A 12,729-nucleotide genomic window follows, 5' to 3' on the forward strand; every position below is an offset into this window, starting at 1 on the left:
TATTCGCGAGCAAGCCCGCTCCCACATTTGGTTCTGCGTCAGTCTGCTGAGTTGGCCAGTGCCTGGGACGCCGCCACGTAATCCGCCTGGAACTGCGGCGATTCGATCCACGCCAAGGCGGCCGCTTCATCATCGCTATCTGTGGCCCATTGGCGATATTCGATCAGTGCCGCGAGGATAAAGTCGGTGGCTTCTTCTTCGCCTTCCTGTTCCAGCACGACCGCCAGCAGCGGGTGCGACAGGAACGCGGCGCACAATGCCTGCTGGTCGATTTCTCCCGCGGTGCGCATCTCTACGAACAGCTCGGTCAAGTCCACCGACTCAAGGTCAATGCGGCTGTCATCGCCGGCAAAGGCGTCCGGCTTGCTCGCAACGGCGCGTTGGGTGCGGTTCTGCTTGGCCTTGGCCTTTGCCCGGTGGGCGCGTTTTTGCTGCTTGTTTGGCGAGGCCATGGGTGTGACGTCCTAGGGTTCAGAGTGGGCTATTGAAGCGCAGGTTGCGGGAAATCCCAAGGGTATCCGCTGCTAATTGGCCGTTTTGCAGCCAAGCCAGTGCAATCGGCCACAAGCGGTCCTGATACTCGCTACGGAAAAATGCGAAATGCCCGACCTGTTTCTCGCCGATGTCCTCAGGCGCTATCCGCAGATGGGTGCGTTCGCTGTTGTCGAAGTAACCCAGTAACCGCTCGATGGCTGCTACGGTCCCGAATGGGTCATCGGTGATGCTGATGGCCAGTATCTGCGCTTGCACCTGGCTGAAGGGCAACTCACGCAAGCCGCGCCCGCTGGGGCGTGTTTCGTAGCGGGGTGTGGGGGTGCTCCAGTCGCGTACCACGCCTGCCGGCGTGTCCTCCATCCAGCCCAGGCGCTTGCCGGGGAAATATCCGCACAGCGCGGTCATCAGCGGCATTGCCACATGCCATTTGGCAAACATCTTCCAGCGTTCACTCGCTGCGTAGTCGCGCCAGTACGCAAATTGGGCGCCCACGGTAACAATCCGGCGGATCGCCGCGCCTGAGGCTCCCAGCCCCGCCGCACAGCCGCCGAAGCTGTGGCCGACGACGTCGATCGGCTGGACTGGAAACTCCCGTTGCGCGCGCTGCAAGATCGCTTCGAAATCCAGCACGCCCCAGTCCGACCACGAGGCTTTGAAGCCCTTTAGCGAGCCGTGGCGGGATTCGCCGATGCCACGGTAGTCGTAGGTGATGACGTCGAGGCCGTTGGCAAACAGGTAGTCGGCGAAACGCGAGTAATAGCGGCAGCGCAGGGACGTGGCGGCGTTGATGATGACGACGGGGCGGCCGAAGTCGGTGCGCAGATGGCGCCAGGTGAAGCCGCCGATGAGGTGGTTGTCGGCAGCGGGTTCCTTGAAGGGCGTGCTGTGCCCTGGGTTGCGTGTTGCGAGTGGTATTCGCGAAGAGGCGTCATTCAAGTTCATTGGTTTTCTGCCTATGTCGGTTTTTATTTTTTTAGCAACAGTTGGCCAGCTTGCCAGTACGTGTGTGCCATTCGGCGGCCCCACTAATCTCGGCGCTCACTGATAGAGCCATATATCCTAGAGGAACGACACCCGATCATGGTCCGATTAGACTGGCAGGCACCCACTTTGGAGGTCTCTTATGAGCATCCCACTTTCTCCCATCGTTTCAGAGTTTGAAACAGAAGAGCCGGCTGCCAGCTACGACCGTTTTGCCAATAGATCCATAGGCTTGTTGCCTTTGCGATCAGCCAGGGCGCTTTCATGACCCGCGACACCCTCGAACACCATCAGATCCCCCTCTACTTCATCACGGTCCTCCTGGCAGCCACCTTCGGCCTGCTCGCGCCCTCATCGGCCAATGGCCTTGGCGCACTGGTCACACCTGCCATCGCCGTGCTGATGTACGCGATGTTCCTGCAAATCCCGTTTCTGGAGCTGCGCCAGGGCTGGGGCAACAAACGCTTCCTGTCGGCTTTGCTGCTGGTCAATTTCATCCTGGTGCCGTTGCTGGTGTGGGCGTTGACCCGTGGCTTGGTCGCGCACCCGGCGCTATTGCTGGGTGCGTTGCTGGTGTTGCTGACGCCGTGCATCGATTACGTGGTGGTGTTTACCCATATGGGTAAGGGCGACTCGCGGCTGATGCTGGCGGCGACGCCGGTGTTGTTGCTGGTGCAGTTGGCGCTGTTGCCGGTGTACCTGGGGTTGATGCTGGGGCCGCAGTCTGGGGTGGTGGTCGAGGCGGGGCCTTTCGTCGAGGCGTTCCTGATGTTGATTGTGGTGCCGATGGTGTTGGCGGTGGGCACCACGGCGCTGGCGCGCAGCTCGACCGTTATCAATGCGTGGAACAACGCCTGGGCCTGGTTGCCGGTGCCGGCCATGGCGCTGGTGTTGTTTGTGGTGATCGCCTCGCAGATCACTGCGGTGGTGCGTGATTTCAGCCTGTTGCTGCCGGTGATTCCGGTCTACCTGGGCTTCCTGTTGCTTGCGCCGCTGATGGGCGCTTTGGCGGCGCGTGTCTGTGCGTTGCCGGCGTTGACGGCGCGTGCGGTGACGTTCAGCGCATCGACACGCAACTCGTTGGTGGTGTTGCCCTTGGCGCTGGCCCTGCCCGAGGGTGTACGCGGGTTGGCGGCGACGGCGGTGATCCTGCAAACCCTGATCGAGTTGGTCGGTGAATTGATCTATGTGCGTCTGATCCCGGCGTTGGTATGGCCCGTGCGTCGGTAAATGTGAGTCTGTTCAGGCGCTATTCAGCAGGGTGGCCGGCACCATAAGTCGGCACTCTTTACCTGACGGGTCAACCGATGGATCACCACAATCGTTTTCGCCTGGAGTCCCTGGGCATTTTCTTGCTCGCCTCTCTGCTGTTTACCCTGGGGATCTGGGATCAGCAGCCTCAGGGTTTTGACGGGCGCTGGGCGTTGTTCCTGCAGGAAATGTTTCGCCACGGCGCGAGTTTTTTCCCGACCACCTACGGTCAGCCCTACGCGGACTATCCTGGCACCGCGACCTTCTTCAGTTTTGTGTTTGCCCGGCTGTTTGGTGCGCCCAACCACCTGGCAAATATCCTGCCCACCGCCCTCGCGTCTGCCGGCACCGTTGCCCTGATCTATCGCCTGCTGGTGCCGTCGAGCCGGCAATGGGCGCTGCTCACGGTGCTGCTGACGTTGCTCACTGCGCAGTTGCTCGATAAGTCGCGTTCGGTGTGCCTGGATCAGATGGTGTCGCTGCTCTGTGTCGGCAGTTTCTACCTGTTGCACACGGGGGAGCGTTTGGGATCGCGCTGGCGCCAACTCGCCGTGTTCCCGTTGTTCGTCCTCGGCTTTGCGATTCGCGGGCCGCTGGGGTTGATCGAAGTCTGTGGTGTGGTGTGCGTGTACTGGGTGTTGAGCCGCCCCGGGCAGCGGGTCAGGCAGGTGCTGATCCATGGTGTGGTTGGCGTGCTGCTGTTGGCGGCGTGCTGGTGGCTGTTGGTGAAGCTGGCGCGGATCAGCGGTGGCGATGCCTTTGCCGACGAAGTGTTCAAGATGCAGGTCGGCGGGCGCCTCGATGAAAGTGGCGAGCCGTTCTACTTCTACTTCCAGTTGAGTGTGTACCGCTACCTCCCGGTGGTGCCGCTGGCGCTGGCAACGTTGATCGCGCTGCGCCATCGCTGGTCTGAACGGTTTGTGAATGACGACGTGCAGATGGTGGTGCGCCTGGGCACCTGCGGCTTGATGATCCTGCTCGGGCTATCGGTGCCGCACTTCAAGCGCGCTTATTACATCCTGCCCATGGTGCCGATGTTTGCCGCTGTCGCCGCCTATGGGCTGCTCCAGGCGCAAGGCTGGCTCGTTGGCGTGCGCAGGTGTTACGAATGGCTTGTCGTGGCGCTACCGGCGTTGTGCGTGGTTGTAGTCTTTGTCTGTCGGCATGGGTGGCAGAAGCACGGTTATTGGCCGGACGTTTCGTTGCCGCTGCTGATAGGCGCGCTGCTGGTCCTGCAAGTGGCGGCAGTGATCGCCTGGCGTCGTCTGGTGGGGCTCAGCGCGATCGCATTGGCGGCGCAATGGCTGTTGCTGGTGGCCGTGATCGGTCCGGCCAAGGATCTGCAATTCGACACCCGCACCTTTGTTGGCGAGGTGGAAGCGCTACGGGTGAAGCAGCCGGGGCCGTTGGTGTTTGTCAATCTCGGCCGGGATACCTGGGCGGTGCGCTACATGATGAACCTGGATCATGATGAGCAGCCGTTGTTTGTCGCGGGGAGCGAGGTCGAGCGGTTGGCTACGTTGCCAAAGCCGGCATGGGTGATCGTGGCACGCAAGGAAACCAAGCTGCTGGCGGGGACGCCGCTGGAACATCAGGCGCCGGTGTACAGCGGGCGGTTGAATGACAATCCGTTGATGGTGTTTTTGCTTGAGTGATTGAGATGACGGGCTTCGGGGCGACAGAGGTTGCTCCGATGCAGCTCAATAAATCCCGGGCAACAAAAAACCCGCACTAGGCGGGTTTCTTGTGTGTTTCAGATGATGTTCGCACCACCTAAAACTAATTAGTGGTGCCCAGAGACGGAATCGAACCGCCGACACGGGGATTTTCAATCCCCTGCTCTACCGACTGAGCTATCTGGGCAACGGGGCGCATTAAACGGGTTTTTCAGGGGGTCGTCAAGCAAGTTTTCAAAAAATATTTAATTATTACCGTCGCTTACGTGCCGACCCCGGTTTTTGATCAATTATTGAGCAGGTGGCACGTAGCCGTCGGCCTTGGCGTAATCCTCGCCGGAAAAGAACTTGTCCATCTCGCCTGCCAGGTACTTGCGGTCTTCGGCGTTCATCATGTTCAGGCGTTTTTCGTTGATCAGCAGGGTCTGGTGTTTCAACCAGTCGCCCCAGGCGTTGGCAGAGACATGCTCGTAAATGTCCTGGCCCTTGGCGCCTGGGTACGGAGGGCGTTCAAGGCCTGGCAGTTCTTCTTTGTACTTGCGGCACATTACGGTGCGGGTCATGACGACACTCCTGCATTCAAAACATCGGCCGCGCGCTTCAGCAGTTTCTTGACCGGGGCGGCAAGGCCCAGGCGCGGCGGGGTGGCGAGGTTATACCAGAGCCAGTCGGCCTCGGCCACGTGATGGGCGGATTCCTCGACCCGTACCAGCCAGGGTTCGATGGCCAGTTGGAAATGGCTGAAGGTGTGGACCAGCCCCGGCAGTTCCTGTTGCTTGCCCAGTTCGAGCGCGTGCTGGTGGGCGAGGTGTTCCAGGTCTTGCAGGTCGTCCAGTTCCGGCAAGCTCCACAGCCCACCCCAGAGCCCTGTCGATGGGCGGCGGTAAAGCAGGATCGCGCCCTCGGCGTTCGCCAGCATCGGCATCAGCGTGCGCTTCTGCGGGATGGTCTTGCGCGGCTTGGGGATCGGGTAGCGGGTCTCCAGGCCGAGCATGTGGGCTTCGCAGCCTTTTTCCAGCGGGCACAGCAGGCAGCTGGGTTTGCTGCGGGTGCAGAGGGTGGCGCCCATGTCCATCATCGCCTGGGTGTAGGCGTTGACGCGATCATGGGGTGTGAAGCGCTCTGCCGTGGCCCACAGCTGCTTGGCGACCTTGGGTTCGCCCGGGTAGCCCTCTTGCGCGGTAAAGCGTGCCAGCACGCGCTTGACGTTGCCGTCGAGGATCGGTGCGCGCAGGCCCATGCTCAGGCTCGCGATTGCGCCGGCGGTAGACAGGCCGATGCCCGGCAGCTCAGTGAGTTTTTCCACGTCCCGGGGAAACTCGCCGCCATAGTCGGCCACCACAATCTTCGCGGTCTTTTGCAGGTTGCGTGCGCGGGTGTAGTAGCCCAGGCCGGTCCACAAATGCAGCACCTCGTCTTCCGGTGCGGCGGCCAGGGCTTCGACCGTCGGCAGCGAGGCCATGAAACGGTCGAAATAATTCAGCACGGTGCTGACCTGGGTCTGTTGCAGCATGATCTCCGAGACCCACACCCGATAAGGCGTGATGCCCTGTTGCCAGGGCAGGTCGTGGCGACCGTGGCGGTCGTACCAATCCAGCACCGCCGTTGAAAACTGCTCGTTTCTCATCGTTTGAACAGACCTTTGAGCGCGTCTTTGAGCTGCGGGTTGACCTTGTCGAGCTTCTCTTCAAGTTTGTCGCTGAGCTTGTTGCCGGCGGCCTTGATAGCGACCTGGCCGAGGCCGTCCTTGTCCAGGCGGCAAGCCTTGGCGCCGAGTTCCAGCGGGCCACGGCAGCGCAGCGGCACTTCGATCCCCTGGAAGTTGGCGCCCACCTGGCAGGCCGGGTCCGGTACTTCGCGCTGGTCGCCTTCGACGAGGATGCCCACGCGGTAGTCCATGCCCAGCACGCGCAGGTCGATGTCACCGTTGCCGTTGACCGTCAGGCCCGGGATGCGCACTTTCAGGTCCGGGTTGCTGGCGACGCCGTTACGGAAGGTCAGGTTGCCACGCAGTTCCTGGAACGGCGTGTCCTTGCCTTGCGGTGCGCTGCTCAGGGTCTTGCGGTTGAGCAGGGCGATGCCGGTGCACAGCTGTTGTTCGAGGTTGGCGTTGAGCAGCACGCCGTTGTTGATCACAAAGCTGGCGGTGCCGTTGAGGCTGTCGATCAGGGCTTTCTGGCTGTTGCCGCGGCCGCTGAGGTTGCTGTCGAGGGTGACCTGGCCCTTCACCGGCGGCGTTTGCCCCTGGGCTTGCAGGATGCGCTCGACCGGCACTTGCCTGATCTGGCTTTGCAGCGCCAACACAGGAATATCCTGGCGCACGTCAAGGTTGCCGGTTGCCTGGAAGGAGCCGTTGTAGAGGCTGCCGCTCAGGGTGCTGAGCTTGAGTTGGCCGTCGATGCCGGTGGCTTTGAGCACCGCGTTCTGGATCGGCAGCTTGCTCAAGGTCAATTGGCCGAAGGCCAGGTCGGCATTCACGTCCAGCGCGCGCAGGCGTGCCACGGGCAGCAGCTTGTCGGTACTCCAGGCGCCTTTGGTGGGTGCGTCCGGCAGCGGCGTGGTACCACCGGCGGCCATGGCCCCGGCTTCGCTGTTCTGCACTTCGGCCTGGCGTGCGGCGGTTGCGCCTTTGGCGGCTTCGGACTTGGCCGGCAGGTAATTGTCGACGTTGAACGTATCGCCCTTGAGCTGGACCCGCAGCGATTGCTTGGCGAAGTCTTCCACGGCAATGCGCCCGGTGAAGGTGCTGCCATCGACCTTCAGGTTCAGGTCGTCGAGGACCACGCTGGTGGGCGTACCCGCCAGGCGGCTGACCAGCTCGACCTTGCTCAGGCTGCCCTCGGCCATCGCTGGCAATGGGTTGCCCACGCTGTCGAGAAACTTGGCCAGGTCAAATTGGGCGATGGACAGGGCGCCGTTCAGTTGGGCTGTCTTGTCCAGGTCGTTGACCTTCAGCTCGCCCAGGGCGCGCAATTGGTTGGCCGACAGTTTCAAGTTGGTCCATTCGGCGATGTTCGCCGCCAAGTCCACCAAAATCTGCCCTTGGGTGGAGAACGTCACGGTCTTGCCTTGCAGTGGCTCGCCGGTGGCCTCGCCGCTCAGGCGCATGTCTTCGAACTGGTAGCGTTTGAGCGCACGTTGGATGCGCAGGTTGCCATTGAGCTCGGTCTTGACGCGCATCACTGGCTGGTTGCTGCCGAAGAATGCGGTGAGCTTCACCGGAATGCTCGCGCCATCGTGAATCGCACCGGCGCTCAGCTGGATACTTTCAGCACTGAATTGCTTGCCGGTCTGCTCGTCGTTGTATTCCACGCGGGCGTTGTTGATGGTCAGGCTGTCGATGTCCAGACGGATCGGCTGCGGCGGCTTCTCCGGCTTGGCCTCGGCAGCCGGCTCGGCAGGCGCGGGCGCAGTGGCAGGCGCTTCGGTGCTGGCGACCGGTACGGTCTTGCCGATGTCTTCCCAGTTGCCGTGGCCCTGCTTGTCGCGGTTGAGGCGCAGGTTCAGGCCTTCGACGCGCACATCGCTCATCTGCACTTCGCGGCGCAGCAGCGGCAGCACGCGCACCGACAGGCCGAGCATTTGCAGGTCGGCGAACGGTTGTGTCGGAGTGGTCAGGGTCGCCACGCTGGCTTCGTGCAGCTCAAGGCCGAGCCAGGGGAACAGGCTCCAGCCGATGTCGCCATTGAGCGTCAGCTCAATGTGGGCCTTGTCGCGGGCAATCTGGCGGATCTCGTCTTTATAGTCGTTGGGATCGAAGAGGTGGGTCAGGGCAAAGCCCAGCGCCACAATGATCAGCAACAGCCCGAGAAGTACCAGACCCAGGATTTTGCCGAACGCTTTCATGGGCGAGTCCTTGTATGTCGAGATTAAAATTTAGCCGAAGAGTATACCGCCGGTAACCGTACGTCAGTTCGCCGATCGTTACATTGTATCCACGCCCAGCAAAACGGGATTTTGGCGTCAAATAAAACAGATAACCCGAAAAAGGTGATGTCAGTTTGGTTTTTCTGGCATTCACAGGTGCTAATCTGCGCGGGTTCGTCTGCCTTCTGCGACACAACGTCGCGCATCAAATGGAGCTTGACTCAAAACAACGGCCAACGCTTTGCGTGCAAGGCCGAGGGAGAGAGCGCCTGACGAACACATACTAACAACTGGGGGAAACACCAATGAGCACAAGCACTGCGGCAGCTTTAACTGCCGCACAGCCTGCGTTCCTGTCCAAGGAGCGCATCATCGCCAAGCCGGGCTTCAATCGCTGGCTGGTCCCGCCGGCCGCGCTGGCTATCCACCTGTGCATCGGCATGGCCTACGGTTTTTCGGTGTTCTGGCTGCCGTTGTCGAAGGCGCTGGGGATCACCAAGCCGTTGGCCTGCGCGCCGGACATGAGCTTTATCGCACAAGTCTTCTCGTCCCAATGCGACTGGCCCATTTCCATGCTGGGCTGGATCTACACCCTGTTCTTCATTTTCCTGGGCTGCTCGGCAGCGATCTGGGGCGGCTGGCTGGAACATGCCGGGCCTCGCAAGGCCGGTGTCGTATCGGCGCTGTGCTGGTGTGGCGGCCTGCTGATCTCGGCGTTGGGTATCTACACCCACCAGATCTGGCTGATGTGGATCGGTTCCGGCGTGATTGGCGGCATTGGCCTGGGCCTGGGCTACATCTCGCCCGTGTCGACCCTGATCAAGTGGTTCCCGGACAAGCGCGGCATGGCGACCGGCATGGCGATCATGGGCTTCGGCGGCGGCGCGATGGTGGGCGCCCCGTTGGCGGCAGCCTTGATGGGCCACTTCGCCACGCCCGACAGCGTGGGGGTATGGCAGAGCTTCCTGGTGATGGCCGCGATCTATTTCGTGTTCATGATCGGCGGCGCCTTGTCCTACCGCGTACCGCCGACCGGCTGGAAGCCTGAGGGCTGGACCGCGCCGGCGAAAAAAGCCAGCAATGCGATGATCACCCACCGTCACGTGCACGTGAATGTGGCGTGGAAGACCCCGCAATTCCGTCTGGTGTGGCTGGTGCTGTGCCTGAACGTGTCTGCCGGTATCGGTATCCTTGGCATGGCTTCGCCACTGCTGCAGGAAGTGTTCGGCGGCAAATTGCTGGGCGTGGATGTGCCGTTCGGCCAGCTGGATGCGGGTCAACTGGCGTCCATCGCCGCCATCGCGGCGGGCTTCACCGGGCTGCTGAGCTTGTTCAACATCGGTGGCCGGTTCTTCTGGGCATCGTTCTCCGACTACCTGGGCCGTAAAAATACCTACTTCGTGTTTTTCGCCCTGGGCTTTGCCCTGTACGCGCTGATCCCGAACCTGGGGCACCTGGGCAACGTGGCGCTGTTTGTGGCGGCGTTCTGCATCATCCTGTCGATGTACGGCGGTGGCTTTGCGACGGTTCCGGCTTACCTGGCCGACTTGTTCGGTACGCAGATGGTCGGCGCGATCCACGGTCGCCTGCTGACCGCATGGGCTGCGGCGGGCGTATTGGGCCCGGTGCTGGTGAACTACCTGCGTGAATATCAACTGAGCATCGGCGTTGAACGTGCCGCGGCCTACGACATCACCTTGTATATCCTCGCTGGCCTGCTGGTGCTGGGGTTCGTCTGCAACATGCTGGTCCGCCCGGTGGCGGACAAGTACTTCATGACCGATGCCGAACTGGCGGCCGAGCAGGCGCTGGGGCATGACAAAGGTGCGGACGCCACCACTTCCCTGGAATGGAAAGCGGCGCCCGGCACCGTGCCATTGGCGATTGCCGCGTGGCTGGTGGTCGGTATTCCGTTGGCGTGGGGTGTGTGGGTGACCCTGCAGAAGACGGCGGTACTGTTCCACTAATACCGCAAAAACCCTGTGGGAGCTGGCTCGCCCGCGATAGCATCACCTCGGTCTGTCTGAGTGACCGAGGTGCCCGCATCGCAGGCAAGCCAGCTCCCACAGTTGTATGCACATGTCTATCCTCGACACTCCATCAGTCTTATCCCCTCCGATGTTTCTGTTTGGCGCCCGCGCCCCTATAATGGCTGCCTTTTTCGCCCAATGATTTTGCGGAGCTGGTGATGGCCGAACGTAAGGCGTCCGTCGAGCGCGACACTCTGGAAACCCAGATCAAAGCCTCGATCAACCTGGATGGCACCGGAAAGGCCCGATTTGATATCGGTGTACCTTTTCTTGAGCACATGCTGGACCAGATCGCCCGTCATGGGCTGATCGACCTGGATATCGTCAGTAAGGGCGACCTGCACATCGACGACCACCACACGGTGGAAGACGTTGGCATCACCCTCGGCCAGGCATTTGCCAAGGCCATCGGCGACAAGAAAGGCATCCGTCGCTACGGCCACGCCTATGTCCCGCTGGACGAAGCGCTGTCGCGTGTGGTCATCGACTTCTCCGGCCGCCCAGGCCTGCAGATGCACGTGCCCTACACCCGCGCCACCGTGGGCGGTTTTGACGTCGACCTGTTCCAGGAATTCTTCCAGGGTTTCGTCAACCACGCACTTGTCAGCCTGCACATCGACAACCTGCGCGGCACCAACACCCACCACCAGATCGAAACCGTGTTCAAGGCTTTCGGCCGCGCCCTGCGCATGGCCGTGGAGCTGGATGATCGCATGGCCGGGCAAATGCCCTCGACCAAGGGCGTCCTGTAATGCAGACGGTCGCGGTTATCGATTACGGCATGGGTAACCTGCACTCGGTGGCCAAGGCCCTCGAACACGTAGGTGCCGGCAAGGTGCTGATCACCAGCGATGCAGACGTGATTCGCGAAGCCGACCGGGTGGTATTCCCCGGCGTTGGCGCGATTCGCGATTGCATGGCCGAGATCCGCCGCCTGGGCTTCGACAGCCTGGTGCGTGAAGTCAGCCAGGACCGTCCGTTCCTCGGCATCTGTGTGGGCATGCAAGCCTTGCTCGATCGCAGTGAAGAGAACGATGGCGTCGACTGCATCGGGCTGTTCCCGGGCCAGGTGAAGTTCTTCGGCAAGGACCTGCATGAAGACGGCGCACACCTCAAAGTGCCGCACATGGGCTGGAACGAGGTCAGCCAGACCGTCGACCACCCGCTGTGGCACGACATCCCGGACCTGGCGCGTTTCTACTTCGTGCACAGCTACTACATCGCCGCCGGTAACCCGGGCCAGGTGGTGGGTGGCGGGCACTACGGCGTCGACTTCGCCGCCGCGCTGGCCGAAGGTTCGCGCTTTGCCGTGCAGTTCCACCCGGAGAAAAGCCATACCCATGGCCTGCAATTGCTGCAGAACTTCGCCACCTGGAACGGAAGCTGGTAAATGGCCAAGAAGCCGAAGTTGCCGCTCTTGAACCTCACGCCCGAACAGGAGAGTGAGGCTACCCTCAAGATCAAGCGGTTCATGGAAGATCGCTTCGAGCTGAAGCTGGGTTCGTTCGAGGTCGCCGAGATCCTCGAACTGTTCACCACCGAAGTTGCTCCGCACTATTACAACAGGGCGATTTTCGACGCACAGACGCTGCTCAAAGAGCGCTTCGAAAGCATCGAAAGCGACCTGTGGTCGCTTGAGAAACCCTGATTTCCCAAGCATTGCTGAATATCGAATAAGGTTTGCCAGATGCTGATTATCCCCGCTATCGATCTCAAGGACGGCGCCTGCGTACGTCTGCGCCAAGGCCGCATGGAAGACTCCACCGTGTTCTCCGATGATCCGGTGAGCATGGCTGCCAAATGGGTGGAAGGGGGCTGCCGTCGTCTGCATCTGGTGGACCTGAACGGCGCCTTTGAAGGCCAGCCGGTGAACGGTGAAGTGGTCACGGCGATCGCCAAGCGCTACCCGAACCTGCCGATCCAGATCGGTGGCGGTATCCGTTCCCTGGAAACCATCGAGCACTACGTCAAGGCCGGCGTGAGCTACGTGATCATCGGCACCAAGGCCGTCAAAGACCCGGCCTTCGTCGCCGAAGCCTGCCGCGCGTTCCCGGGCAAAGTGATCGTGGGCCTGGACGCCAAGGACGGTTTCGTCGCCACCGACGGCTGGGCTGAAATCAGCACGGTGCAGGTGATCGACCTGGCCAAGCAGTTCGAAGCCGACGGCGTTTCTGCCATCGTTTATACCGACATCGCCAAAGACGGCATGATGCAGGGCTGCAACGTGCCGTTCACTGCGGCGCTGGCTGCGGCGACCAGAATCCCGGTGATCGCTTCGGGCGGCATTCACAACCTGGGTGACATCAAGTCGCTGCTGGACGCCAAGGCGCCCGGCATCATCGGCGCCATCACCGGCCGCGCGATTTATGAAGGTACCCTGGACGTCGCCGAAGCCCAGGCTTACTGCGACGCCTATAACGGCTGAGGAC

Annotated in this window: 12 protein-coding genes and 1 tRNA gene; 7 read left to right on the forward strand and 6 right to left on the reverse strand. The window is 61.5% G+C overall.

Going from position 1 to position 12,729, the window contains the following annotated elements; all coding sequences use genetic code 11:
• Nucleotides 1-38: 38 nt before the first annotated feature.
• Complete coding sequence (locus LIY36_RS25640) at nucleotides 39-452, reverse strand: hypothetical protein (protein ID WP_226457617.1); 414 nt, start codon at nucleotides 450-452, stop codon at nucleotides 39-41.
• A 19-nt stretch (nucleotides 453-471) separates the two neighbouring features.
• Nucleotides 472-1,437 (reverse strand): alpha/beta hydrolase family protein, encoded by a 966-nt coding sequence (locus LIY36_RS25645; RefSeq protein WP_226457618.1) that lies wholly within the window; start codon nucleotides 1,435-1,437, stop codon nucleotides 472-474.
• A 303-nt stretch (nucleotides 1,438-1,740) separates the two neighbouring features.
• Between LIY36_RS25645 and LIY36_RS25650 the strand changes: the two genes are divergently transcribed.
• On the forward strand, nucleotides 1,741-2,706 hold the full coding sequence (locus LIY36_RS25650) for an arsenic resistance protein (RefSeq protein WP_226457619.1): 966 nt from the start codon (nucleotides 1,741-1,743) through the stop codon (nucleotides 2,704-2,706).
• Between the two features lie 77 nt (nucleotides 2,707-2,783).
• On the forward strand, nucleotides 2,784-4,382 hold the full coding sequence (locus LIY36_RS25655) for an ArnT family glycosyltransferase (RefSeq protein ID WP_226457620.1): 1,599 nt from the start codon (nucleotides 2,784-2,786) through the stop codon (nucleotides 4,380-4,382).
• Nucleotides 4,383-4,514: 132 nt separating this feature from the next.
• Here LIY36_RS25655 and LIY36_RS25660 read toward each other — a convergent pair.
• The 4 genes from LIY36_RS25660 to LIY36_RS25675 all read right to left on the reverse strand — a co-directional run bounded on the left by LIY36_RS25660 (nucleotide 4,515) and on the right by LIY36_RS25675 (nucleotide 8,249).
• A tRNA-Phe gene (locus tag LIY36_RS25660) sits at nucleotides 4,515-4,590 on the reverse strand.
• 103 nt (nucleotides 4,591-4,693) lie between these two features.
• Entirely contained in the window at nucleotides 4,694-4,966 is a 273-nt protein-coding gene (locus LIY36_RS25665; RefSeq protein ID WP_192298417.1) for an oxidative damage protection protein, read from the reverse strand.
• Complete coding sequence (gene mutY, locus LIY36_RS25670) at nucleotides 4,963-6,030, reverse strand: A/G-specific adenine glycosylase (RefSeq protein WP_192298416.1); 1,068 nt, start codon at nucleotides 6,028-6,030, stop codon at nucleotides 4,963-4,965. The genes LIY36_RS25665 and mutY overlap by 4 nt, the downstream gene beginning before the upstream one ends.
• Nucleotides 6,027-8,249 (reverse strand): AsmA family protein, encoded by a 2,223-nt coding sequence (locus tag LIY36_RS25675; RefSeq protein ID WP_226457621.1) that lies wholly within the window; start codon nucleotides 8,247-8,249, stop codon nucleotides 6,027-6,029. Before LIY36_RS25675 ends, mutY begins: the two co-directional genes overlap by 4 nt.
• A gap of 326 nt (nucleotides 8,250-8,575) precedes the next feature.
• Between LIY36_RS25675 and LIY36_RS25680 the strand changes: the two genes are divergently transcribed.
• The 5 genes from LIY36_RS25680 (at nucleotide 8,576) to hisA (ending at nucleotide 12,725) form a co-directional block, all read left to right on the forward strand.
• The gene (locus LIY36_RS25680; RefSeq protein WP_226457622.1) at nucleotides 8,576-10,237 is read left to right on the forward strand and encodes an OFA family MFS transporter; all 1,662 of its coding nucleotides are present in this window, start codon (nucleotides 8,576-8,578) and stop codon (nucleotides 10,235-10,237) included.
• A gap of 221 nt (nucleotides 10,238-10,458) precedes the next feature.
• Nucleotides 10,459-11,052 carry an imidazoleglycerol-phosphate dehydratase HisB gene (hisB, locus tag LIY36_RS25685; RefSeq protein ID WP_003218037.1) on the forward strand — a complete coding sequence of 198 codons (594 nt, stop codon included), beginning with the start codon at nucleotides 10,459-10,461 and terminating at the stop codon, nucleotides 11,050-11,052.
• Nucleotides 11,052-11,690 (forward strand): imidazole glycerol phosphate synthase subunit HisH, encoded by a 639-nt coding sequence (gene hisH, locus LIY36_RS25690; protein WP_226457623.1) that lies wholly within the window; start codon nucleotides 11,052-11,054, stop codon nucleotides 11,688-11,690. Before hisB ends, hisH begins: the two co-directional genes overlap by 1 nt.
• Entirely contained in the window at nucleotides 11,691-11,948 is a 258-nt protein-coding gene (locus LIY36_RS25695; protein WP_133076491.1) for a DUF2164 domain-containing protein, read from the forward strand.
• Nucleotides 11,949-11,987: 39 nt separating this feature from the next.
• Complete coding sequence (gene hisA, locus LIY36_RS25700; RefSeq protein ID WP_008435688.1) at nucleotides 11,988-12,725, forward strand: 1-(5-phosphoribosyl)-5-[(5-phosphoribosylamino)methylideneamino]imidazole-4-carboxamide isomerase; 738 nt, start codon at nucleotides 11,988-11,990, stop codon at nucleotides 12,723-12,725.
• The last annotated feature ends 4 nt before the right edge of the window (nucleotides 12,726-12,729 follow it).

Origin of the sequence: Pseudomonas sp. AF03-9, assembly GCF_020515815.1 — a bacterium.
Classification (GTDB): Bacteria; Pseudomonadota; Gammaproteobacteria; order Pseudomonadales; family Pseudomonadaceae; genus Aquipseudomonas.